At 71.3% G+C, this 22,744-nt stretch carries 25 protein-coding genes, 1 other RNA gene and 2 pseudogenes; 21 read left to right on the forward strand and 7 right to left on the reverse strand.

Features of this window, described 5'->3' with window-relative positions:
* Window positions 1–117 precede the first annotated feature (117 nt).
* Entirely contained in the window at window positions 118–1,443 is a 1,326-nt protein-coding gene (locus AAG689_RS05440; protein WP_406625057.1) for a TIGR03862 family flavoprotein, read from the forward strand.
* Here the strand turns inward: AAG689_RS05440 and AAG689_RS05445 are convergent.
* Entirely contained in the window at window positions 1,425–1,976 is a 552-nt protein-coding gene (locus AAG689_RS05445; RefSeq protein WP_406625058.1) for a hypothetical protein, read from the reverse strand. The two genes, AAG689_RS05440 and AAG689_RS05445, sit on opposite strands and share 19 nt — an antisense overlap.
* A gap of 368 nt (window positions 1,977–2,344) precedes the next feature.
* Here AAG689_RS05445 and AAG689_RS05450 point away from each other — a divergent pair, with 368 nt between their 5' ends.
* The 11 genes from AAG689_RS05450 to AAG689_RS05500 all read left to right on the forward strand — a co-directional run bounded on the left by AAG689_RS05450 (window position 2,345) and on the right by AAG689_RS05500 (window position 12,715).
* Window positions 2,345–4,327, forward strand: a complete 1,983-nt coding sequence (locus tag AAG689_RS05450; protein ID WP_406625059.1) for a TonB-dependent receptor plug domain-containing protein — start codon at window positions 2,345–2,347, stop codon at window positions 4,325–4,327.
* Window positions 4,308–4,841, forward strand: coding sequence for a DUF2478 domain-containing protein (locus tag AAG689_RS05455; protein ID WP_406625060.1), 534 nt, complete (start codon window positions 4,308–4,310; stop codon window positions 4,839–4,841). The genes AAG689_RS05450 and AAG689_RS05455 overlap by 20 nt, the downstream gene beginning before the upstream one ends.
* Entirely contained in the window at window positions 4,838–5,902 is a 1,065-nt protein-coding gene (locus tag AAG689_RS05460; protein ID WP_406625061.1) for an ABC transporter substrate-binding protein, read from the forward strand. Before AAG689_RS05455 ends, AAG689_RS05460 begins: the two co-directional genes overlap by 4 nt.
* 58 nt (window positions 5,903–5,960) lie before the next feature.
* Window positions 5,961–6,959, forward strand: coding sequence for a FecCD family ABC transporter permease (locus AAG689_RS05465; protein WP_406625062.1), 999 nt, complete (start codon window positions 5,961–5,963; stop codon window positions 6,957–6,959).
* On the forward strand, window positions 6,956–7,729 hold the full coding sequence (locus tag AAG689_RS05470; RefSeq protein WP_406625063.1) for an ABC transporter ATP-binding protein: 774 nt from the start codon (window positions 6,956–6,958) through the stop codon (window positions 7,727–7,729). The genes AAG689_RS05465 and AAG689_RS05470 overlap by 4 nt, the downstream gene beginning before the upstream one ends.
* Window positions 7,726–8,520, forward strand: coding sequence for a class I SAM-dependent methyltransferase (locus tag AAG689_RS05475; protein WP_406625064.1), 795 nt, complete (start codon window positions 7,726–7,728; stop codon window positions 8,518–8,520). Before AAG689_RS05470 ends, AAG689_RS05475 begins: the two co-directional genes overlap by 4 nt.
* Before the next feature lie 327 nt (window positions 8,521–8,847).
* On the forward strand, window positions 8,848–9,612 hold the full coding sequence (locus tag AAG689_RS05480; protein WP_406625065.1) for a Rossmann-like domain-containing protein: 765 nt from the start codon (window positions 8,848–8,850) through the stop codon (window positions 9,610–9,612).
* Window positions 9,613–9,623: 11 nt separating this feature from the next.
* Window positions 9,624–10,340 (forward strand): molybdate ABC transporter substrate-binding protein, encoded by a 717-nt coding sequence (modA, locus tag AAG689_RS05485; RefSeq protein WP_406625066.1) that lies wholly within the window; start codon window positions 9,624–9,626, stop codon window positions 10,338–10,340.
* Complete coding sequence (locus tag AAG689_RS05490; protein ID WP_406625067.1) at window positions 10,341–11,000, forward strand: molybdate ABC transporter permease subunit; 660 nt, start codon at window positions 10,341–10,343, stop codon at window positions 10,998–11,000.
* On the forward strand, window positions 10,997–11,848 hold the full coding sequence (gene modD, locus AAG689_RS05495) for a ModD protein (protein WP_406625068.1): 852 nt from the start codon (window positions 10,997–10,999) through the stop codon (window positions 11,846–11,848). The genes AAG689_RS05490 and modD overlap by 4 nt, the downstream gene beginning before the upstream one ends.
* A gap of 42 nt (window positions 11,849–11,890) precedes the next feature.
* Window positions 11,891–12,715, forward strand: coding sequence for a TOBE domain-containing protein (locus AAG689_RS05500; protein ID WP_406625069.1), 825 nt, complete (start codon window positions 11,891–11,893; stop codon window positions 12,713–12,715).
* A 15-nt stretch (window positions 12,716–12,730) separates the two neighbouring features.
* On the opposite strand, the gene AAG689_RS05505 is transcribed toward AAG689_RS05500, so the two are convergent.
* From AAG689_RS05505 to ffs, 3 genes are all read right to left on the reverse strand, one after another.
* Window positions 12,731–13,651, reverse strand: a complete 921-nt coding sequence (locus AAG689_RS05505) for an OmpA family protein (protein WP_406625070.1) — start codon at window positions 13,649–13,651, stop codon at window positions 12,731–12,733.
* A 39-nt stretch (window positions 13,652–13,690) separates the two neighbouring features.
* On the reverse strand, window positions 13,691–14,077 hold the full coding sequence (locus tag AAG689_RS05510; RefSeq protein WP_020229493.1) for a DUF4398 domain-containing protein: 387 nt from the start codon (window positions 14,075–14,077) through the stop codon (window positions 13,691–13,693).
* Window positions 14,078–14,205: 128 nt separating this feature from the next.
* An RNA gene (gene ffs / locus AAG689_RS05515) (signal recognition particle sRNA small type) lies at window positions 14,206–14,302 on the reverse strand.
* Between the two features lie 166 nt (window positions 14,303–14,468).
* Between ffs and dnaX the strand changes: the two are divergent.
* The 6 genes and pseudogenes from dnaX to AAG689_RS05545 all read left to right on the forward strand — a co-directional run bounded on the left by dnaX (window position 14,469) and on the right by AAG689_RS05545 (window position 19,166).
* A pseudogene (gene dnaX, locus AAG689_RS05520) lies at window positions 14,469–16,335 on the forward strand (DNA polymerase III subunit gamma/tau).
* Window positions 16,336–16,391: 56 nt separating this feature from the next.
* Window positions 16,392–16,724 carry a YbaB/EbfC family nucleoid-associated protein gene (locus AAG689_RS05525; protein ID WP_020229495.1) on the forward strand — a complete coding sequence of 111 codons (333 nt, stop codon included), beginning with the start codon at window positions 16,392–16,394 and terminating at the stop codon, window positions 16,722–16,724.
* Window positions 16,725–16,738: 14 nt separating this feature from the next.
* Entirely contained in the window at window positions 16,739–17,329 is a 591-nt protein-coding gene (gene recR / locus AAG689_RS05530; protein ID WP_020229496.1) for a recombination mediator RecR, read from the forward strand.
* Between the two features lie 72 nt (window positions 17,330–17,401).
* Window positions 17,402–17,809 carry an MAPEG family protein gene (locus AAG689_RS05535; protein WP_034691160.1) on the forward strand — a complete coding sequence of 136 codons (408 nt, stop codon included), beginning with the start codon at window positions 17,402–17,404 and terminating at the stop codon, window positions 17,807–17,809.
* Window positions 17,810–17,927: 118 nt separating this feature from the next.
* A complete protein-coding gene (locus AAG689_RS05540; RefSeq protein WP_406625071.1) occupies window positions 17,928–18,959 on the forward strand; it encodes an ABC transporter substrate-binding protein in 1,032 nt (343 codons plus the stop codon).
* A gap of 54 nt (window positions 18,960–19,013) precedes the next feature.
* On the forward strand, window positions 19,014–19,166 hold the full coding sequence (locus AAG689_RS05545) for a DUF3096 domain-containing protein (protein WP_406625072.1): 153 nt from the start codon (window positions 19,014–19,016) through the stop codon (window positions 19,164–19,166).
* 11 nt (window positions 19,167–19,177) lie between these two features.
* Here the strand turns inward: AAG689_RS05545 and AAG689_RS05550 are convergent, their stop codons facing one another.
* The 3 genes and pseudogenes from AAG689_RS05550 to AAG689_RS05560 form a co-directional block, all read right to left on the reverse strand.
* Window positions 19,178–20,701 carry a transglycosylase SLT domain-containing protein gene (locus AAG689_RS05550; RefSeq protein ID WP_406625073.1) on the reverse strand — a complete coding sequence of 508 codons (1,524 nt, stop codon included), beginning with the start codon at window positions 20,699–20,701 and terminating at the stop codon, window positions 19,178–19,180.
* A pseudogene (gene gloB, locus AAG689_RS05555) lies at window positions 20,698–21,473 on the reverse strand (hydroxyacylglutathione hydrolase). Before gloB ends, AAG689_RS05550 begins: the two are co-directional and overlap by 4 nt.
* Window positions 21,474–21,484: 11 nt before the next feature.
* Window positions 21,485–21,769 (reverse strand): hypothetical protein, encoded by a 285-nt coding sequence (locus AAG689_RS05560; protein WP_406625074.1) that lies wholly within the window; start codon window positions 21,767–21,769, stop codon window positions 21,485–21,487.
* Window positions 21,770–21,848: 79 nt separating this feature from the next.
* On the opposite strand from AAG689_RS05560, the gene AAG689_RS05565 reads away from it, so the two are divergent.
* Genes AAG689_RS05565 through AAG689_RS05575 form a run of 3 tightly spaced genes read left to right on the forward strand, consistent with a single transcriptional unit; the run spans window position 21,849 to window position 22,689 of the window.
* Window positions 21,849–22,241, forward strand: coding sequence for a hypothetical protein (locus tag AAG689_RS05565; RefSeq protein WP_406625075.1), 393 nt, complete (start codon window positions 21,849–21,851; stop codon window positions 22,239–22,241).
* Complete coding sequence (locus AAG689_RS05570; RefSeq protein WP_406622940.1) at window positions 22,238–22,453, forward strand: hypothetical protein; 216 nt, start codon at window positions 22,238–22,240, stop codon at window positions 22,451–22,453. The genes AAG689_RS05565 and AAG689_RS05570 overlap by 4 nt, the downstream gene beginning before the upstream one ends.
* On the forward strand, window positions 22,450–22,689 hold the full coding sequence (locus tag AAG689_RS05575; RefSeq protein ID WP_406625076.1) for a multiprotein-bridging factor 1 family protein: 240 nt from the start codon (window positions 22,450–22,452) through the stop codon (window positions 22,687–22,689). The genes AAG689_RS05570 and AAG689_RS05575 overlap by 4 nt, the downstream gene beginning before the upstream one ends.
* Window positions 22,690–22,744 lie beyond the last annotated feature (55 nt).

The raw sequence follows: 22,744 nt of genomic DNA on the forward strand, positions 1-22,744 counted from the left end.
TTATCAAAAAGAATAGCTGCCAGCGCTTGCTGCATAAGCGATAGAGCCTGTTCTTATCAAGAATTCTCAAGGCGGCACGCCTCCTGGGTACCATCACCCGCAATGCAAAGACTTTCCATGACCGATTCCCTCTCCTGCGACGTCGCCGTCATCGGCGCCGGCCCCGCAGGCCTGATGGCCGCCGAGGCGGCCGCCAGCGCAAGCCTGCGCGTGCACGTGTTCGACGCCATGCCCTCCGTGGGCCGCAAGTTCCTGCTGGCGGGCAAGGGCGGGCTCAACCTCACGCACTCCGAGCCGCCCGAGCCCTTCCTCACGCGCTACGGCGCGCGGCAGGAGGCGCTGGCGCCCTGGCTGAGCGCCTTCGGCGCCACGGAGCTGCGCGCCTGGGCCGATGCGCTGGGGGCCGAGACCTTCGTGGGCACGTCCGGCCGCGTGTTCCCGAAAGACATGAAGGCCGCGCCGCTGCTGCGTGCCTGGCTGCACCGGCTGCGCGCGCAGGGCGTGCGCTTCCACATGCGCCACCGCTGGCTGGGCTGGACGGACGAGGGCGCCCTGCGCTTCGCCATGCCGCAGGGCGAGGCGGCGGCGCAGGCGCGCGCCGTGGTGCTGGCGCTGGGCGGCGGCAGCTGGGCGCGACTGGGTTCCGACGGGGCCTGGGTGCCCTTGCTCGCGCAGCGCGGCGTACCCGTGGCGCCCTTGCTGCCCGCCAACTGCGGCTTCGACGTGCCGCGCGTGGACGCGCCGGCGGGCGAGACCCGGCGCGACTTCTTCCGCGAGCTGATCGGGCGCGGCCCCGCGCCGGCCGTGGGCTGGACGCCGTTCTTCGCCGAGCGCTTCGCGGGCCGGCCCTTCAAGCCGGTGGCCTTGTCCTTCACCGACAGCCAGGGCCGCCACTTCGCGCGGCGCGGCGAGTTCGTCGCCACGGCCACGGGCGTGGAGGGCAGCCTGGTCTACGCCGTCTCCAGCCTGCTGCGGGGTGAGATCGAAGCGCACGGCCATGCCACCTTCCACCTGGACCTGCTGCCCGACCATTCGCCCGAGCGCGTGCTGGCCGAGGTGCGCCACCCGCGCGGCGCGCGCAGCCTGACCAGCCACCTCAAGGGCCGGCTGGGGCTGGAAGGGATCAAGACGGCCGTGCTGTACGAGCAGCTGGGCAAGGACGGCATGCAGGACCCCGTGGCCCTGGCGCACGCGATCAAGGCGCTGCCCATCACCGTGGTGGCGTCCCGGCCGCTGGACGAGGCCATCAGCACCGCCGGCGGCGTGCCTTTCGAAGCGCTGGACGAGCGGCTCATGCTGCGCGACCTGCCCGGCGTGTTCTGCGCGGGCGAGATGCTGGACTGGGAGGCCCCCACCGGCGGCTACCTGCTCACCGCCTGCTGCGCCACGGGCCGGGCGGCCGGGGAGGGTGCGGCGGGCTGGGCTCAGAACTTGGTGCGGTAGTAGACCATGGGCCCGCCGCCGCGCGCGCGCAGCACCAGGCGCGAATGGCCTTCCAGCTGCACGCCGATGGCGCCGAACTCGGGCACGAGGCCGCGCGTGCGCGAGGTCTTCCACTGCACCTCCAGCCGCGTGCCGTAGCTGGGCTGCTCGCGGTGCCAGATCATGCCCATGGCGTCGGGCTCCTGGCCGGGCCGCGCCGCACGGGCCCAGGCGGACATGTCCAGGTGGCGGCCGCTGCCCAGCGGCGCGCGCCAGCGCACGCCGATGTCGGTGCCCCACGGCGCCATCGCCGTGGTGTGCGGCCGCAGGTCGGCCTGGGTGGGCAGCGCCATGCCGAACGTGAAGCCGAGGCTGCCGGCGCGGCCGGGGCGCATCCAGCGCGTGACGTCCAGCCGCAGGGATTCGCCCATCGTGTCCAGGGGCGGGGTGCTGCCGGAGATTTCCAGGGACGGCAGCGCCTGGGAGGGCATTGCGTCGTTGGCGGCCATGGCCGCGGCTGCCATCGCCGTATCGGCCAGCGACGTTTCGGCCATGGCCTGGCACAGGGGACCGCCGGCCAGCAAACAGGCTAGGCACAAGCGGCAAGTGCGTGTCCGTGCTGTTGCGAGCGGTGGCATGGCGTCACTCCTGGCGTGAAGGGCGGTCGATGCCTTTCAGTGTGAGAGCGCGCGGATTTTGCGGAGTTCCAGCCAGGCGCTTTGGTTTGTAGGACGCCACCGCGGCGAGGGCTCCTCGGGGAATTGATCCAGGTCAGGTTCGGTTCGGAAGCCGCGAGGTTTCGTTATATTTGAATATATATTGCGAAAGATAAAGCAGGGCGGCGCCACCGCACGGCCAGGCGGTGGCGCTTGTTTTTGTCTATCGCTATATACAATTTTCTATAGCGAACCAAGGAGATGAGATGGCAGCGAGGGTATCGGCGGTGAAATGGGCGCACAGGCACGGCGGGGCCGGCCCGGTGCTGTTGGCGCTGGGGCTGTCCGCGGGCGCGGTGCAGGCCGCGGACGGGGTCTTCGAGCTGGGCACGGTGACGGTGGTGGGAGCCCCGGTGCCCGGCCGCGCGCCCGGCGAGGCCGTGCTGGGCCAGGAGGAGATCGCGCGCAACAACGCCGACACCGTGTCCGAGGCGGTGCGGCTGCTGCCCGGCGTGAACCTCTCGCGCGTGGGTGCGCGCAACGAGGAGATGATCTACCTGCGCGGCTTCGATTCGCGCCAGGTGCCGGTCTACGTGGACGGCGTGCCGCTCTACGTGCCCTACGACGGCTACGTGGACTTCAGCCGCTTCACCACCTTCGACCTGGCCGAGATCTGCGTCGCCAAGGCCGATGCCTCGCTGCTCTATGGCCCGAACACGCTGGGCGGGGCGATCAACCTCGTCACGCGCAAGCCGGTCAAGCCGTTCGAGGGCGACGTGCGCCTGGGCTTCGGCGCCGGGCAGACGCGCAAGGCGGCGGTCAACCTGGGCGGCAACCTGGGCGCTTGGTACTACCAGCTCGGCGCCTCGTACCTGGACGCCGACAGCTTTCCGCTGCCCAAGGGCTTCAGGGACTACAAGCGGCAGCCCACCGACACCGGCAGCCGCCGCGAGAACGCCTACCGCACGGACGAGCGCCTGTCGTTCAAGCTGGGCCTGACGCCCAACGCCACCGACGAATACGCGCTTGGCTACGTGCGCCAGGAGGGCGAGAAGGGCAACCCGGTCTACACCGGCCAGTCCGCGCAGCGCAACGCCGTGCGCTACTGGCGCTGGCCGTACTGGGACAAGGACAGCGTCTACTTCCTGAGCACCACGCGCATCGGCGCGGACAACGTGCTCAAGACGCGCCTGTACCACGACACCTACGAGAACGGGCTGGACATCTACGGCGATGCCACCTACACCCGCCACGACCCCACCAGCGCCTACAAGGACACGAGCAAGGGCGCGACCATCGAGTGGGCCAATTACAGCCTGCGCCACCACGAGCTGCGCTTCGCCGCGCACTACAAGGTCGACGAGCACGACGACGCCGGCCAGTTCTACCGCGACGTGACCACCTCGCTGGTGGCCGAGGACACCATCGCCCTGGGCGACCGCTGGCGCTTGAACCTGGGCGTGAGCCACGAGAAGCGCGATGCCAAGGAGGTCTATTACTGGCCCAAGGGTTCGGCCGACGCCACCAACGGCCTGGCCAAGCTGAGCTACGCGCTCACGCAGCAGGGCGACGAGGTGTACGCCGTCGTCTCGCACAAGACGCGCTTTCCCACCATCAAGGACCGCTACTCCGCCCGCATGGGCCGCGCGCTGCCCAACCCCGATCTCCAGCCCGAGAACGCCAACCACTTCGAGCTGGGCGTGAGCGGCCAGCCCTGGGCGGGCGGCAAGGGCCAGGCGGCCGTGTTCTACAGCCGCGTGAACGACCAAATCCAGACCGTGGTGGTGCCCTCCGGCGCCTGCGGCGGCACCACCTGCGACCAGGCGCAGAACGTGGGCCGCACGCGCAACCTGGGGCTGGAGCTGTCGCTGGCGCAGCAGCTCTCGGCCCAGTGGAGCGCGAACGCCAGCTACACCTACCTGAACCGCACCAACCTCAGCGACCGCCGTGTGACGCTCGTCGATACGCCGCGCCACCGCCTGTTCGCCGCCGTCAGCTGGCTGCCCGGCGCGCAGTGGGAACTGCGCGCCACGCTGGAGGCCGAACAGGGCCGCAGCGTGAACTTCGACGGCGCCTACCGCCAGCTGGGCGGCTTCGGCACTGCCGGGCTCAAGGCGATCTACAGGCCCGCGAAGGACGTTGCGGTGGACTTCGGCGTGAACAACCTGGCCGACAAGTGGTACGAGCTGGCCGACGGCCATCCCATGCCCGGCCGCTTCTGGTACGTCAATGGCAGCTACCGTTTCTGATCTCGCGGCCGTCGTCTACTCCGGCGACATGGCCCACGGCGACGCGGCCGACGCGCTGGTGCGGGACTTCTGCCAGGGCCTGCAGCGCGCCGGCTGGCGCGTGGGCGGGCTGGTGCAGCGGCGCCTGCCGGCCCCGGGCGGCGGCAAGCCGCTGCTGGAGCTGGAGGACGTGCGCACGGGCCAGGTCTTTCCCATCTCGCAGAGGCTCGGGGCGCTCTCGCGCGCCTGCAGCCTCGACACCGGCGGCGTCGCCCAGGCCAGCGGCGTGCTGCGGCAGGCGCTGGCCGACGGCGTGCACCTGGCGGTGACCAACCGCTTCGGCGAGCTGGAGGCCGCGGGCGGCGGCTTCGCGGCCGAGATCGCGGCGCTGGCGGGCGGGGGCATTCCCGTGCTCACCGTGATCGCCCACAAGCACGTTGATGCCTGGCGCCGCTTCACGGGTGGCGTGGGCGAGGAGTTGCCCGCGCGCCCGGCCGCGCTGCGCGACTGGTTCACGCTGGCGGTGCCCGCATGACGCTTCCTGCGGTGCGCCGCCGCCTGCTGCTGCAGCTGCCGCTGGCGCTCGCCGCCGCGCGAGCGCAGGCGCGCGGGCAGGCGCCCGGCGGGCAGGACGTGGTCGTCGCGCGCTTCGGCACGCTGCCCGCGCCCGAACGGGTGCGCAAGGTGTTCGCGGCGGGGCCGCCCGCCGGCGTGCTGGTGGCGGCGCTCGCGCCCGGCAAGCTCGTCGGCTGGCCGCTCACGCTCGGCGACGAGGCGCGCGCGCTGCTCGGCCCGCCGCTGCGCACGCTGCCGCACACGGGGCGCCTGTCGGGGCGCGGCAGCACGGTGCCGCTCGAATCGCTGCTGCAGTGGGCGCCCGACCTGGTGCTGGACGCGGGCACGGCCGATGCCACCTATGTCTCCGGCGCGCGCCGCGTGAGCGAGCAGACCGGCCTGCCCACGGTGCTGATCCAGGGCCGCATCGCCGACCATGCCGCGCAGCTGCGCACGGTGGGCCGCCTGCTGGGCGCGGCCGGGCGCGGCGAGCAACTGGCCGCCGAGGCCGAGGCGGCCATCGCCCTGGCCGGCCGGGTGCGCGCCAGCGTGCCGCCGGCCGAACGCCCGCGGGTCTATTACGGGCGCGGCACGGACGGGCTGGAGACGGGCCTGTCCGGCGCCATCAACGTGGAGCTGCTGGACTTCTGCGCGGGCCGCAACGTGGCGGCCGAGGCAGGGCAGGGCTCGCTCGCGCGCGTGTCGCTGGAGCAGATCCTGCTGTGGGACCCCGAGGTCATCGTCACGCAGGATGCGGCCTTCGCGCGCCGCGTGCTCTCCGACCCGCTGTGGCGCGGCATCGCCGCCGTGCGCGAGCGGCGGGTGCACTGTGCGCCCGCGCTGCCCTTCGGCTGGCTGGACGGGCCGCCCGGCATCAACCGCCTGATCGGCGTGCGCTGGCTGCTGGAGCGCCTGCACCCGGGCCACCCGGCGCTGCGCGCGCTGGAGCCTTTCCCCGAGGCCGTGGGGCGCTTCTACCAGTCCTTCTACGGCGCCAGCCTGGCGCCGCAGGAGGTGCGAAGGCTGCTCGATGGAATATGAGCCAAATCGGGCTCCAGCGCTTGCTGGTCAAGCGCAAGCAGCTCCTGTTTCAATAGCGATGCCGCTGCGCTGGCTGCTGGCCGTGGGGCTGCTCGCGGCCGTGGTGCTGGTGGCCTTCGCCTCGGGCAAGTTTCCCGTTGCGCCGGGCGAGCTGTGGCGCGCCGTGGCCGCGCGCCTCATGGGGGCCGAATCAGGCCTGCCTGCCGCCGTGGAGACGGTGGTGTGGAGCATCCGCCTGCCGCGCGTGGCCGCCGGGCTGCTGGTGGGCGCGGCGCTGGCGGCGGCGGGCGCCACCTACCAGGGCATGTTCCGCAACCCGCTGGTCTCGCCCGACATCCTGGGCGTGTCGGCCGGCGCCGGGCTGGGCGCGGTGGCGGCCATCTACGCGGGCCTGCCGATCGTGGCGGTGCAGGCGCTGGCCTTCGTGGGCGGGCTGCTGGCCGTCGGGGTGGTGCTGGCGGTGGCAGGCTTGGTGCGGCGGCACGACCCGGTGCTGGTGCTGGTGCTCGCGGGCGTGGCCGTGGGCGCGCTGCTGGGCGCGGGCATCTCGCTCGTCAAGATCCTGGCCGACCCGATGGCGCAGCTGCCCACCATCACCTTCTGGCTGCTGGGCGGGCTGAACGCCGTCACCGCCGCCGACTTACTGGCCACCGCGCCCGCGCTGCTCGCGGGGCTGGTGCCCATGGCGCTGCTGCGCTGGCGCATCAACCTGCTGGGCCTGCCCGATGAAGAAGCGCTGGCGCTGGGCGTGGCCGTGGGCCGCCTGCGCCTGGTGCTGGTGGCCGCGGCCACGCTGGCCACGGCGGCGGCGGTGTCGCTCACCGGCATCATCGGCTGGGTGGGGCTGGTGGTGCCGCACGTGGCGCGGCTGCTGGTGGGGCCGGAGTTCTCGCGGCTGCTGCCCGCGTCGCTGCTGCTGGGCGGGGGCTTCCTGGTGGCGACGGACACGCTGGCGCGCACCGTGGCGCCGATCGAGGTGCCGCTGGGCATCCTCACCGCGCTGGTGGGCGCGCCGTTCTTCCTGTTCCTGCTGGCCCGCCCGGGGAGGCAGGAATGAGCGCGGTGCTGCAGGCGCAGGCCCTCTCCATCGGCCACGGCCGGCGCTGCGTGGCGCAGGGGCTGGCCTTCGCGCTGGCGCCCGGCGAGGTGCTATGCCTGCTGGGCGCCAACGGCTGCGGCAAGACCACGCTGCTGCGCACGCTGCTCGGCCTGCTGCCGCCGCTGGCGGGCGAGGTGCGCTGCAGCGGGCAGAGCGTGGCCGCCTGGCCCCGCGCGGCTTTCGCGCGGCACGTGGGCTACGTGCCGCAGGCGCACGCGGGCCTGTTCCCCTTCACTGTGGAAGACGTGGTGCTCATGGGCCGCGCCGCGCGCGTGGGGCGTTTTTCCGCGCCGGGCGCGGCGGACCGGCAGGTCGCGCGGCACTGCCTGGAGATGCTCGGCATCGCCCACCTGCGCGTCAGCAGCTACACGGCCATCAGCGGCGGTGAGCGGCAGCTCGCCCTCGTCGCCCGCGCGCTGGCGCAGGAGCCCGCGCTGCTGGTGATGGACGAGCCCACGGCCAGCCTGGACTTCGGCAACCAGATCCGCGTGCTGGAGCACATCGAACGCCTGCGCGCGGGCGGCATGGCCGTGCTCATGACCACGCACCAGCCCGAGCACGCGCTGCGCGTCGCCGACCGCATCGCGCTGCTGGGCGGCGGGCGGCTCGCGGCCATCGGCACGCCCCGCGCCACGGCCACGCCGGCGGCGCTCGCCGCGCTCTATGGCGTGAGCGAGGGCGCCGTGGCCGCCTCCCTCTCGCCGTTTCTCCGCCGGATGACCGCATGACCATCGAAGCCATCGACTTCGGCCGCCTCTACCGCGACCACCTCGCCATCGCTGCGCGCACGCGCAAGACCGCCGCGGCCTGGGACGCGCGCGCTGCCGGCATGGCCGCCCGCGCGCTGCACAGCCGCTATGCCGACGCATTCGTCGCGCGCATGGACCTCGCGGGGGCCGAGTCGCTGCTCGACGTGGGCTGCGGCCCCGGCACCATCGCGCTGGCCGTGGCCGGGCGGCTGCAGCGCGTGGTGGGGCTGGACTACAGCCGGGCCATGCTCGACGCGATGCAGGCCCAGGCGGCTGCGCGCGGCCTGGCCCACGTCGAGACCCTGCACCGCGCCTGGGAGGACGACTGGAGCGACGTGCCCGTGTGCGACATCGTGGTCGCCTCGCGCTCCACCCAGGTGGACGACATCGCCGCCGCGCTCGCCAGGCTGCATGCCCAGGCGCGCCGGCGCGTCTATCTCACGCACCTGGTGGGCGGGCACTTCACCGATCCGGCCATCCAGGACGCCATCGGCCGGCGCGTGCCTACCGTGCCCGACTACATCTACGTCGTGAACATCCTGCACCGCATGGGCATCCACCCGCGGCTGGACTACCTCGTGCAGGAAAGCCGGCTGGCCGACGCGCAGGGTTTCGACGACTTCGCGCGCCGACTGGCCTGGTCGGTGGGCGAGCTGAGCGTGGCGCAAACCGCGCGCCTGCTGGCCTGGTACGAACGCGCCACGCCCGCCCAGCGCGCGGGCGAGCCCATGCGCTGGGCCTTCATCTCCTGGGAGAAAACGCCATGCTGAACGCCGAGTCCGACAGCCTGCTGGCCGAGCTGCACGCCGACGTGCTGGACGCTAGGGCCTGTTCACACTATTTTTGCCAGATGCGTTGCGATGAAAAAGGGCCAGGCGCTAGGCGCCAAACGAAGCTGGGGTGCCACCCCAGCGAGGTTTGGCAACGCCGCGGATGGCCCTTTTCCATCGCAACCCGAAGGGAAGGCTGCGAAAACCGCGCCACTCGTCGTTGCGTTCCTAGCCAAGGCCCCGGCCGTGGCGTCGTCACGCGCCTAGATTGGCGCGGTTTTCGCAGCCTTCGCACTGGCAAAAATAGTGTGAACAGGCCCTGGCGCCGTGGAACACCTGCGCATCGCGCGCGCCGTGCTGGGCATCTTCTTCACCGGCGTGCAGCTCGACAACGGCGTGGGCGGCCTGTGCGCCACGCCCGTCAAGAGCGTGCCCGAGGCGGTGTGCTGCCCCAGCTCGGCGCGGGCCATGCCCGTGCCCGGCCGCATCGCGGGGCGCAGCGCGGCCGAGGTGCTGCGGGACCTGTACCGCCCGCAGGACCTGCGCCGGGCGCTGGCCATCGCCACGCTCAACGCGCTGGCCGAAACGCTGTGGCGGCGCGATGGCCCGCCGCCCGGCGCGCGGGTGGTGGCGGGCGACGCGTTCGACGCGCTCGCCATCGCGCCCAGCCAGCGCGTGGCGCTGGTGGGCGCCTTCCCGCCGTACCTGCGCGCGCTGCGGCGCAGCGGCCAATCCTTCCACATGCTCGAACTCGACCCCGCCACGCTCAAGCCCGAGGAGCTGCCGTTCTTCGCGCCTGCCGAGCGCGCGCCCGAGGTCGTGGCCGAGGCCGACGTGCTCATCGCCACCGGGACCACCCTGGTCAACGGCACGCTCGACGGTCTGCTGCGCCACCTGCGCCGCGGCGCACAGGCGGCCGTGGTCGGCCCCACGGCCACGCTGCGCGCCGCGCCCTTCGCACGCCGGGGCGTCACCGTGGTGGGCGGCACGCGCGTGCATGCGCCCGCCGAACTGCTCGACCTGCTGGCCGAGGGCGGCTCGGGCTACCACTTCTTCGGCCAATCGGTGGAGCGCATTTGTCTTTGCTTGTGAAAGGAGTCCCCATGCGACGTTGTTTCCTGGCCTGCCTGGCCTTTCTCGTGGCCGCGAACGCCTGGGCGGCCGACACCCTGCTGGTCGCCGCCGGTGCCGGCTACCGCCGGCCGGTGACACAGTTGCTGGAGGAGTTCACGAAGACCACCGGCATCCGCGCCGAGGCCAGCTTCGGCAACATGAAGCAGGTGGAGACGCAGGCGCGGCAGAACCCCGACATCGCCCTGATGATCGGCGACCGCGCCTTTCTGAAGCCCATGGGGCTGGCTGAGCGCTTCCAGCACCTGGGCACGGGCAAGCTGGTGCTGGTGGCCGCGCGCGGCCAGGCTCTGGGCGCCATCGCCGACCTGCGCGAGCCGCGCTTCGCGCGCATCGCCATGCCCGACCGCGCGAAGGCCGTCTACGGCAACGCGGCCGCCACCAGCCTGGAGCGCCTGGGCCTCGCGCAGCCGCTGGCCGGGCGGCTGCTGGAGGTGGCCACCGTGCCGCAGGTGGGCGCGTACCTCGCCACGGGCGAGGTGGACGCGGGCTTCGTCAACCGCACCGAGGCGCTGGCGCTTGCGGGCCGCGCGGGCGATGCCATCGACGCGCCAAAGGACTGCTACGACCCCATCGAACTGAGCGTGGGCGTGCTCAAGGGCCGCGCCGACGGGGCTGCCGTGCGCGCCTTCCTCGGCTACCTGGCCTCGCCCGCCGCGCGCAAGCTGCTCGAACGCCACGGGATGTGAATGTTCGGCTGTCCGGGCGCGCCGCTGCCGCTCACCTTCGGGGTGGTGGCATGGAGCATGGGCCTGCTGCTCGTGCTGGGCACGGCGCTGGCGTGGCTGCTGGCGCGCCGGCGCTTCGCGGGGCGTGGCCTGCTCGACGCGCTGGTCACGCTGCCGCTGGTGTTCCCGCCCATCGTGCTGGGCTACTTCCTGCTGATGCTGCTGGGGCGCCAGGGATGGCTCGCGCAGTGGCTGCCGCCCGCGCTGCGGCCCGAGATCGTGTTCACGCAGACGGGGCTGGTGGTGGCCGCCTTCGTCGCCGGGCTGCCGCTCATGGTCAAGCCCGCGCAGGCGGCCTTCGCGGGCATACCGCCGCGCCTGCGCGAGGCGGCGGCGCTGCTCGGGCACCGGCCCTGGAGCGTGTTCTGGCGCATCGACGTGCTGCTGGCCCGCCGCGGCGTGGCGGCCGGGCTGGTGCTGGCCGGCGGGCGCGGGCTGGGCGAGGTGGGTCTGTCGCTCATGCTCGGCGGCAACATCGCCGGGCGCACCGAGACGCTGTCGCTGGCCATCTACAACCACGTCATGGACGGCAACCTGGCCTGTGCCAACGCGCTGTCGCTGCTGCTGGCGGGCATCGCCGCGCTGGCTTTCTTCGTACTACGTCGCTGGGGAGCGCTATGAATTCCGTGTTTTTCGACCATGCCACGATCGACGCCTGGATCGCCGAGGATGCGCCGCTCGTGGACCTGACCACCTACCTGCTCGCCGTGGGCGGCCGGCAGGCGCGCATGCGCTTCACCGTCCGCGGCGAGGCCGTGGCCGCCTGCACCGAGGAGGCCGCGCGCATCGTGCAGCACTGCGGCGGCGCGGTGCAGGCCGTGACCGCCAACGGCGCGCGCGTGGCGGCGGGCGACGTGCTGCTGGCCGCCACGGGCGATGCGGCCGGCCTGCTGCGCGCCTGGAAGGTGGCGCAGAACCTGCTGGAATATGCCTGCGGCGTGGCCGGCGCCACCGCGCGCATGGTGCGCGCCGTGCAGGCCGCCGCGCCCGGCGTGGCGGTGCTCACCACGCGCAAGCACGCGCCGGGGCTGCGCCGCATCGCGCTCAAGGCCACGCTCGCCGGCGGCGCGTTCCCGCACCGCCTGGGCGTGGGCGAGACGGTGCTGGTGTTCCCCCAGCACCGTGCGCTGCTCGGCGGCTGGGACGGCGTGGCCGGGCGCCTGGCCGCCGTGGCGCATGCGCTGGCCGAGAAGAAATGCGTGATCGAGGCCCACTCGCTCGACGACGCCCTGCGCGCTGCGGGCGCGGGGGCGGACGTGGTGCAGTTCGACAAGGCCACGCCCGAAGACCTGCGCGCATGGTGCCCGCCGCTGCGCGAGCGCCATCCGCACCTGCGGCTGCTGGCCGCGGGCGGCATCCACGCGGGCAACGCGGCGGACTACGCCGCCAGCGGCGTGGATGCGCTGGTCACGAGCAGCCTGCACTACGCCCCGCCCGCCGACGTGGGCGTGAGCGTGGAAGCGCTGTAGGCGGCTTCTCTACACTAGCGTCTTTCAGCGAAAGGGGCGGCCATGGCGGCAGAGGAGCAGGGCGGTGGGCGCATCGAATTGCGCGGATCGGTGTGGATGACGGTGGACGGCCGCAGCTTGGGCGGCCCGGGCCGGGTCGAACTGCTGACGCACATCGCCACGCACGGCTCGATCACCCGGGCGGCCAAGGCCATGGGCATGAGCTACAAGGCCGCGTGGGATGCCATCGACACCATGAACCAGCTCGCCGGCGAGCCGCTGGTCGAGCGGCTGGTGGGCGGCAAGGGCGGGGGCGGCACGCGCCTGACCGACCGGGGAATGCGGCTGGTGCGCAGCTTCGGCGTGATCGAGCGCGCGCACCGCCGTTTCGTGGACCAGCTCAGCGTGCAGGCGCAGGGCGTGGCCGATGATTTGCTTTTGATACGGAGGATGGGAATGAGGACGAGCGCACGCAACCAATTCTTTGGCACGGTGTCCCGCGTGACCGCCGGCGCCGTGAACGACGAGATCGCGCTGGAGGTGCCCGGCATGGGCGCGGCCATCGTGGCCATCGTCACGCACGGCAGCGCGGTGGACCTGGGGCTGGTGCCGGGCGCCGAGGCGTTCGCGCTGGTGAAGGCGTCGTCGGTCATCGTGGTGACCGACGACCACGGCGCGCGCTTCTCGGCGCGCAACCGGCTGCAGGGCACGGTCTCGCGCGTGCAGAAGGGCGCCGTGAACACCGAGGTGGTGATCGGCCTGCCGGGCGGCGGCGCGGTGGCCGCCATCGTCACCAACGAGAGCTGCGACGCGCTGGGCCTGGCGCCGGGCGTGGCGGCGTCGGCCCTGTTCAAGGCGTCGAGCGTGATCGTCGGCGTCCCGGCCTGAGACCCCTGCGCGGGGTCAGCGCGAGCGCAGGGTGCCGCGCTCGTCGGCGATGACCACCTCCACGCGGCGGTTCAGCGCGCGGCCCTCGGGCGTGGCGTTGCTGGCCACCGGATACGACTTGCCGTAGCCGCGCGTGGTGATGCGGCTGGCATCCACTCCGCGCATGGTCAGCGCCTGCTGCACGGCCTGGGCGCGCCGTTCGGAGAGCGTGAGGTTGGTCGCGTCCGAGCCCACCGAGTCGGTGTGGCCTTCGATCAGCAGGCGGCGGTCGGGGTACTGCTTGAGGAAGTCCGCGAGCGTATCCAGCCGCGGCCCGGCGGTGGGCAGCAGTTGCGCCTTGCCGAACTCGAACAACACGTCGCCCAGTGTCACCAGCAGGCCGCGCTCGGTCTGCTGCGCCTGCAGTTCCTTCAGCCGGGCCTCCAGCGCGGCGGCACGTGCGTTGGCCTGTGCGGCCTGGGCATTGGCCTGCGCGGCCTGCGCCTGGGCGCTGCCCACCTGGGCCTGCGCGGCGGCGGCCTGGCCGCGTGCGGCTTCGGCCTCGCGCGTGCGGGCGTTCAGGCGCAGGCGGTCGGCTTCGGCGTTGGCGTCCTTCATCTGGTCCTCGGCGGTACGGGCCTGGGTCAGGGCCGTGGCGGTAGCGGCGCTCTGGCGTGCGAGGTAGGCCTGGTGGCGGGCCTCGGGGCCGTCGGCATCCTTTTGCCAGGCACTGTCGGCGCGGGCCAGCGCGTCGGTGGCGTTCTTCAGCTCCAGCGGGGCGCGGCGCGCCACCTCGGGGTTGGACGCGGCGGTGTTGACCATCGTGCGCGCCTGGTCGAGCTCGGGCGGGGGCTCGCGCGTGGCACAGGCGGACAGTGCCAGGACGGCGGCCATGGCGATGGCGCCGCTGGCAAGGCGCGGCGCGCGGGAATGCGGGAAGGTGATGCGTTCAGTCATGTCGGAACTCCGTGTAGGGCTTGGGCGAAGAAGGGGCGGTTACCGCGGGGAGCGGCGCTGCAGCTCATCGCTCAGGGCGCGCACGGAGTCCTGCACCTCGCGCACCGCGCGCTCGCTGCGCGTGGCCTGCGCCTTGGCCTCGGCCAGGCGTGCGTCGGCCTGGGCCTGCTCGGCCAGGCGGCGGGCTTCGTCGTAGTCCTTGTTGTCCATGGCGCGCTGGGCATTGGCGAGCTTGTCGCGCGCCGCCTGCAACTCGACCGGTGCGGCCGCCGCCGTATCGGGCGTGGTGGTGACGCGGTCCACCGTGCTCTTGGCCACGGCCATCTGCTCGCGCGGAGCGGGGGTGCTGGAACAAGCGCCGAGCGCCAGGGTTGCGGCCAGTGCGGCCCACAGGGGCGCGCGTTTGGCGGAAAGGGCGAGAGGCATGGTTTTTCTCCTTGATCGCGTTGTGTGCCGGGCCATTGTTGGCGTGCACTGCAGGGCGCGCGCGTCGGCCTGGGGGTGCACATCGGCGTCGGTTTGGTCCGACTTTCGCGTAGGAGAAAAAAGAAAGAGGTGACGAGCCTTACCCCCGGCACTGGCTCCACAGTTAGGGCTGCTTGGTTCCCCACCTGACCCGGTTGGCCGCTTCACCATGCGGGGAGGCCCGTCGGGATGGGATTCTACCCCCTGTGGCGCTTCGCGCCTTCCCCTTCTCTCGAATTGCTGCGCAATGCGGGAAGGGGGATGACACCGGCGCGGCGGGGCGGCCCTTGCGCGGTGTCTCTCGCAAGGCGCGCGCCGGTATCGGGCGGCGTGGGTCATAGAATCACCCCCCATGTCTTATCTCGTGCTCGCCCGCAAATACCGTCCCAAGACCTTCTCGGAGATGGTGGGCCAGGAGCACGTGGTGCAGGCGCTGACCAACGCGCTCACGCAGCAGCGGCTGCACCATGCCTATCTGTTCACCGGCACGCGCGGCGTGGGCAAGACCACGGTGTCGCGCATCCTGGCCAAGTCGCTCAACTGCCAGGGGGCGGATGGGCAGGGCGGCATCACTGCCACGCCGTGCGGCGTGTGTCCCGCGTGCACCGACATCGACAGCGGCCGCTTTCCCGACTACACCGAGCTGGACGCGGCCTCCAACCGCGGCGTGGACGAGGTGCAGGGCCTGCTGGAGCAGGCCGTCTACAAGCCGGTGCAGGGGCGCTTCAAGGTCTTCATGATCGACGAAGTGCACATGCTCACGAACACGGCGTTCAACGCCATGCTCAAGACGCTGGAGGAGCCGCCCGAGTACCTCAAGTTCGTGCTCGCCACGACCGACCCGCAGAAGGTGCCGGTCACGGTGCTCTCGCGCTGCCTGCAGTTCAACCTGCGCCCGATGGCGCCCGAGACGGTGCTGGAGCATCTCACGCGCGTGCTGGCGCAGGAGAGCGTGCCTGCCGAGCCGCAGGCGCTGCGCCTGCTGGCGCGCGCGGCGCGCGGATCGATGCGCGATGCGCTGTCGCTCACCGACCAGGCCATCGCCTTCGGCAGCGGCCAGCTGCAGGAGGCGGGCGTGCGCCAGATGCTGGGCAGCGTGGACCGGGGCCATGTGTTCCGGCTGATCGACGCGCTGGCGCGCGGCGACGGGAAGACCGTGGTGGAGACCGCCGATGCGCTGCGCCTGCATGGCCTGTCCGCTGCCTCCACGCTGGAAGAGATGAGCGCCGTGCTGCAGCGTATGGCCGTGCTGCAGGCCGTGCCGCAGATGGCCGTGGACGCCAGCGACCCCGAGGCCGCCGAAATCGCCCGCCTGGCGGCCGCCATGCCTGCCGACGAGACGCAGCTGCTCTACAGCATCTGCCTGCATGGCCGCACCGAACTGGGCCTGGCACCCGACGAATATGCCGCGCTGACCATGGCGCTGCTGCGGCTGCTGGCCTTCAAGCCCGCTGCTTCGGCTGAAAAAAACTCTGACGCCGCCTGAGCCGGCTGCGCCGCCGCGGGTGGCACCTCAGCCGGCCGCACCTCAGCCGGCCGCGGCGCCTGTGCCTGCCGCACCGCCGCAGGCCCTGTCGCCCGAGGACGTGAACCAGGCCGTCAGCGAAGCGCTGCACGACGCCGCTCCCGACACCGCCCGCAGGGCGGAACCCGTGCGCCTGCCTGTGCGGGCACCCGAGGATTTGAGGCGAAATCAGCCTCCAGCGCCTGCCAGCCAAGCGCAAGCAGCTCCTGAAACCGTAGCGATCCCGGTGCGCTCCGCGCCCGAGCCCGGCGTACGGCTGCAGCCGCAGGGGGTGCCTGCGGGCGTGCCTGCATCGGCCCGGCTCGTGCCGACCGAGGAGGGCGACGTCTGGCATGCCACGGTGCAGCAGCTCATCGCCCAGGAGGCCATCACCGCGCTGGTGCGCGAGCTGGCGCTGCAGTCGCAGCTCGTCGCGCGCGACGCAGACCACTGGCTGCTGCGCGTGGAGCGCGAATCGCTCAACCAGCCCACGGCGCGCGAGCGCCTGCGCGCCGCGCTGGAGGCGGCGGGCCACGCGCGCCAGATCGCCGTGGAGGTGGGCAAGGTGATCGACAGCCCCGCACTGCGCAATGCCCACGCTGCGGCCGAGCGCCAGCGGGCGGCCGAGGAGATCGTGCATGGCGATCCCTACGTGCAGCGGCTCATGCGCGACTTCGGGGCGAAAATCGTCCCAGGCAGCATCAAGCCCGCATAGAACAAGCCCCCCTCTCCCGGGGAAACGGATCAACCAGAGAAAGCAAAGGAAACACCATGTTCAACAAGGGACAGCTCGCCGGCCTCATGAAGCAGGCCCAGGCCATGCAGGACAACCTCAAGAAGGCGCAGGACGAGCTGGGCAGCATCGAGGTCGAGGGCGAATCCGGCGCCGGCCTCGTCAAGGTGCTGATGACCTGCAAGCACGACGTCAAGCGCGTCACCATCGACCCGAGCCTGCTGGCCGACGACAAGGACATGCTCGAAGACCTGGTGGCCGCCGCCTTCAACGCCGCGGTGCGCAAGGCCGAGGAAACCTCGCAGGAGAAGATGGGCAAGATCACGGCCGGCATGCCGGGCCTGCCCGGCGGGATGAAGTTCCCCTTCTGACCTGTGCAGGGCGCATGTCCGACACCAGCTCCCTCGACGCGCTGATCCAGGCGCTGCGGCGCCTGCCGGGCGTGGGCGTGAAGTCGGCGCAGCGCATGGCCTTCCACCTGCTGCAGCACGACCGCGAGGGCGCGCAGGTGCTCTCGCGCACGCTCGCGCAGGCGGCTTCGAGCGTGCGCCACTGCGAGCGCTGCCACACCTTCACCGAGGGCGCGGTGTGCGAGGTCTGCCTCGACCCCGGGCGCGACGCGACGCGCCTTGCGGTGGTGGAGACGCCGGCCGACCAGTCCGCGATGGAGCGCACGGGCGCGTTCAAGGGCCTGTACTTCGTGCTCATGGGGCGGCTGTCGCCGCTCGACGGCGTGGGGCCGCGCGACATCGGCGTGCACAAGCTGCTGGAGCGCGCCAGCGACGGCGTGGTGCAGGAGGTGATCCTGGCCACCAGCTTCACCGCCGAGGGCGAGGCCACGGCCCATGCCATCGGCGAGGCGCTCAAGCGCCGGGGCGTGCATGTCACGCGCCTGGCGCGCGGCGTGCCCGTGGGCAGCGAGCTGGAGTACGTGGACCTGGGCACCATTGCTCATGCGCTCGCGGACCGGCGCTGATGATGCTCTTCAATCGATAGCTGCTGGCGCTTGTCTGCCAAGCGATATAGGCCAAAAACACTACCAATCACCATGAACACGACGATGCACGTGGCACGGTTCACCGTGGCCTATTGGTGCGTACTCATCGCCGCGCTGCTGCCCATGGCCTGCGCACTGCTGGCCAAGCGCGGGAGCTTCCGCGGCAAGGACAACCACGACCCGCGCGCCTGGCTGGCCCGCCAGACGGGCTGGCGCGCCCGCGCCAACGCGGCGCAGGCCAACAGCTTCGAGGCGCTGCCGTTCTTCATCGGCGCCGTGGTCATCGCGCACCAGCTCGGTGCGCCCCAGATGATGCTGGACATGCTGGCCTTCGTGTTCGTGATGCTGCGCATCTCCTACATCACCATGTACGTGGGCGACATGCCCACCGTGCGCAGCGCCGTCTGGGCCGCCGGGCTGCTGGTCAATATCGCCATCCTGCTGCTGGGCTGGCGCTGACGCGGCGGGCGGAAGGTACGTAGTTCCCCGACAGGGTTCCCCCCATACCGCAAGCGCGCGGGGTCGGGCACGATTGCTGCACTGCAACATGCAGTGTTGTTTCCATAGTCATCAGGCCATGCCTCCCTTGTCCATCAGCCGCCGCCGGTTCGGCCAGTGGTGCGCACTGTCCGCCATGCCCGCCTGGGCGCGCGCGCAGCCGCGTGCGGGCGAGCGGGTGCGCATCGCCGTGGGCGGGCAGAGCGTGCTGTACTACCTGCCGCTCACCGTGGCGCAGGAGCTGGGCTTCTTCCGCGACGAGGGGCTGGACGTGCAGGTCCAGGACCACCCGGGCGGCGCGCTGGCGTTGCGGGCCGTGCACGAGGGCGAGGCCGACGTGTGCTGCGGCGCCTACGACCACGTCATCCGCCAGCAGCCGCAGGGCGCCGTGCTGCGCAGCCTGGTGCTGCTGGGGCGCACGCCGCAACTGGCGCTGGCGGCCTCGGTGCGCAACTGGCCGGTACGCAGCGTGGCGGGCTTCAAGGGCCTGCGCGTGGGCGTGACGGCGCCGGGCTCGTCCACGCAGTTCCTGGCGAGCCTGTGGCTCAACCAGTCGGGCGTGCCGCTGGACCAGGTCACCTTCGTGGGCACGGGCACCGCGGCCTCGGCGCTGGCGGCCCTGCGCCAGGGGCGGGTGCATGCGCTGTGCCACGCCGACCCGGTGCTCACCATGCTGGAGCAGCGCGGCGAGGTGCGGCTGCTGGCCGACACGCGCACGCTGAAAGGCTCGGCGGAAATTTTCGGCGGCTCCATGCCCGGGGCCTGCCTCTATGCGCCGCAGGCCTTCGTGCAGCGCCAGCCGGCCCAAGTGCAGGCGCTGGCCAATGCGCTGGTGCATGCCCTCAAGTGGCTGCAGACGGCCAGCCCCGCGGACCTGGTGCGCGTGGTGCCCCAGCCGTTCCTGCTGGGCGACCGCAGCGCCTACCTGGCGGCCTTCCACAAGGTGCGCGAAACCCTGTCGCCCGACGGCCTGATGCCCGACGACGGCCCTGCCACGGCCCTGCGCGCGGTGGCCCGGCTGCAGCCGGAGTTTTCGCCCACGCGGGTGGACCTGCACAAGACGTTCAGCAACGACTGGGTGCGCAAGGCCAAGCTCAAGTTCCAGATCTGAAAGGGGTGTGCGGCGGCGCTAAAGTGGGCGGTTTCACGTTCACAGGAACCGCATATGTCGTTCAACCTCAGCATCGGACCGCTCGTCTCCCTGATCGCCGGGATCCTCATCCTGGTCATGCCCAAGCTGCTCAACCTGATCGTGGCGCTGTACCTGATCGCGATCGGCATCCTGGGCCTGGTGGGGGCGCACAACCTGCGCCTGTAACCAGGTTCCAGTCAGCGCTTGCGCTTGGAGGGCGTGCCGCCCTTGGGCGTGGTGGCGGCCTTGCCGCCACGGGCCTTGGTGGCCACGGCCACCGGCTGGCGCGGGCTGGTGCGCGCGTAGGAGGTCTTGCTCAGGCGCACGGGCAGGTACATCACCACGGCCTCGCCGGCCTTGAAGGCGCTGGAGGCCTTCACGTCGTTCCAGTCTGCCACGTCGGCGGCGCTGACCTTGTAGCGCCGGGCGATGCTGGCCACCGTGTCGCGCTTGCCGGCGCGCACGGTAGTGCGGCGCGTGACGATCTCGGGCGTGAAGGCGATCTGGCCGTTGTCCGCCAGGTGGCCGGACACATCCTGCCGCGTGGTGGTGGCGCGCGGCACCATGAGGGCCGAGCCGGCCTTGATCATCATGCGCGGCGGGATGCCGTTGAGCTGCCGCAGGTCGGCCTCGCTCATGCCGGTGCGCTTGGCGGCGGCGGACACGCTCATGGTCGAGGGCACGGTCCACACCGTCCAGCTCGCGTACTGGCCTTCGCTGTAGGCCTCCAGGTTGCGGCGGAACACCTGCGCATTGTCCCAGGGCAGCAGGATGCGGGGCATGCCGGCGGCCAGGATCACGGGGCGGTGCAGCGAGGGGTTGAGCGCGCGGAAATCCTCCTCGCGGATGCCGGCCAGGCTGGCGACCAGCGACACGTCGATGTCGCGCGTGATCTCCACGCTCTGGAAGTAGGGATGGTTCTCGATCAGCGGCAGTTCGGTGCGGAAACGCTCCGGGTCGGCCACGATGTTCTTCACGGCCTGCAGCTTGGGCACGTACATGCGCGTCTCGGCGGGCATGGTGAGCTCGGTGTAGCCGGTGCCCAGGCCCTGCTTCTCGTTGCGGGCGATGGCGCGCGCAACGCTGCCTTCGCCCCAGTTGTAGGCGGCCAGGGCCAGGTGCCAGTCGCCGAACATGCCGTAGAGCTTCTGCAGGTAGTCCAGCGCTGCGCGCGTGGAGGCGAGCACGTCGCGCCGGTCGTCGCGGAAGGCGTTCTGCTTGAGGTCGAAGTAGGTGCCCGTGGCGGGCATGAACTGCCACATGCCCGCCGCCTTGGCACTGGAGACGGCCTGGGGATTGAACGCGCTCTCGATGTAGGGCAGCAGGGCCAGCTCGGTCGGCATGCCGCGACGCTCCAGCTCCTCGACGATGTGGAACAGGTACTTGCTGGAGCGCTCGGTCATGCGCTGCATGTAGTCGGGCCGCGTGGCATACCACTGCTCGCGGTCGCGCACCAGTTCCGTGTCCAGGTCCGGCATGGAAAAGCCCCGGCGGATGCGGTCCCACAGGTCGGCGGGGGCACTGATGCCGGCCACCGCATAGGCCCCGGCGGCGCCCGGCGTGATGGGCTGCAGCGGCCCGGAGGGGTAGAGCGGCGTGTGGGCGGCGGTGCCGGCCTCCGCGGGGGCGCCGCCGCTGGTGGTGTCGGAAGGGGTGCCGGTGGTGGCGCAGCCGGCCAGCCACAGCAGGCTGGCGAGCCACAACAGGTTCAGAAATCTCATCGAAACTCGTTCTTCCATTGGCGCAGCGCGGCCAGCACGGCCACGGCGTCATGCGGGTCCACGCCTGCGTCGAACGCCCGGGCCGCCTGGGCGACCGAAGCTTCGCGCGTGCGCAAAAAGGGTTGATGCCGCGCTCCGTGGCCATGCGCGCGGGCAGCGTGGGCTGGCCCGCGCCGCGCAAGGCTTCGCAGGCGGCTGTGTACTGGAGCAGCGCGGCGTTCGCAGGTTCCACGGCGCGCGCGAATTTCAGGTTGGAAAGCGTGTATTCGTGGGCACAGCATACGCGCGTATCGCCGGGCAGGGCGGCCAGCGCATCCAGCGACGCGAGCATCTGCGCCGGTGTGCCCTCGAACAGCCGCCCGCAGCCGCCGGAGAACAGCGTGTCGCCACAGAACAGCACGGGCGCGCCATCGACATCGGCGCAGTAGTAGGCGATATGCCCCGCCGTGTGGCCGGGCACGTCGAGCACCGTGAAGCGCAGGCCCAGCACATCCACCGCGTCGCCCTGCGCCAGGCGCGTGAGGGGCTCGGGCATGGCCTCGCGCGCGGGCCCGTAGACCGCCGCGCCGGTGGCCTGCCGCAGCGCCTGCACGCCGCCCACGTGGTCGCCATGGTGGTGCGTGACTAGAATCGCCTGCAGCGGCAGTCCCAAGCGGGAGAGCGCCTGCAGTACGGGCGCGGCATCGCCCGGATCCACCACGACCGCGCCTTGCGTGTCGTGCAACATCCAGATGTAGTTGTCGGTGAAGGCAGGCAGCGGCAGCAAGGTCATGAGCGGCGAAATTATGAATTCGCTGCGTGCAATAGGCGTTGCCATATGGGGGCGAATTTTGGTTCGCGTTCTGTCTCGATGTCTGCGATTGCTCGTAGAGGGTCGGTTTGGGCTTGCTGCGCTAGATAGGCCACTTCTGAGGCGTTCGGCTGCAATTTCCCTTTGGCAACGGCTGATAGCCTGCTTGCGCTGATGCCCATTTCTGCGGCCATCTGCTGCTGCTCTTTTCCTGAACGAATTTTTGCAATAGCTATCAATTCTGCGGTTCGCATAGCAAACTCAATCGTTAAATTCACGATCAATCGCTATAATCAATATCACGATCAGTCGTGAATTGTGCGATTGATGGCGAATTTAACACGTATGGAGCCAGCCATGCCAGCCTTGCAATTGCAATTGCCCGAGATAGCCGCGATGGATGCGGCAAACGATTGCCATCCTCCCGTCTTTGCGGGTGCATCCGCAGCCCTGCTGGCTCAGGTTGGCGGCGAGGGTGGCAATCAATGCGAGCCCGGGAACGAAAAGCGACGGGGGCGCAAGGCAGTCCATGCCAGCGCTGCCGCCCGCAAGGCTGCCTATCGCGCCGACAAGGCCCGCATCGATTTCACCGACAAGCCCGAGATTGCCTCCACGCTGTCCGAAATCGCCGCCGACCTGGACTGCAGCAAAAACGAGTTGCTGCAGTCCATTGTGCGCTTCGCCCTCACAAACCGGAACTGGAAGCAGGTCGGCCTGTACGGTGCCCGCCGCAATGGGGTTCTGCAATGAGCCCCGAAGCCAAACGCGACCTGCAATACCGCTGCCGCCGCGCCCTCGCGGCCCCGGTGCCAGCCTCTATCCGCGACGGCAACGCCCGCTCCGCCGCCGACTACAAAACCGCCGCGCAAGCCTGCGCCGCGTACCTGCGCGACGGCAAGACGCCTGATCGCGCCCGTCTGCACGTCTTGCGCCTGGAGGGCGCGCAGGGGTTGCTTCCATGACCGGCATCTTCACGGATCCCGCCATCGGGGCCGGCGCCGGTCGCCGTGGCCCCTATGAGGCCCCGCGCGGCGCGACGTTCATCCGCCGCCAGCGCGTGGCAAAGGGGCTGACGCAACCCGAAGCCGCAAAGCATTGCCGCGTGTCTCTGCGCACATTCCAGCGCGCGGAATCGGGCGACTATGTGGACCCGTCCACGCGCCGCGCCATTGAGCGCGGATTGGGGGCGCCATGGTGAAACCCGCCACGTGCCAGGCACAAGCCGCGAAACCCGCCACTGCGGCCGCGAGCGT

Origin of the sequence: Acidovorax sp. SDU_ACID1, assembly GCF_045291395.1 — a bacterium.
In the GTDB taxonomy this organism is placed as follows: Bacteria; Pseudomonadota; Gammaproteobacteria; order Burkholderiales; family Burkholderiaceae_C; genus MR-S7.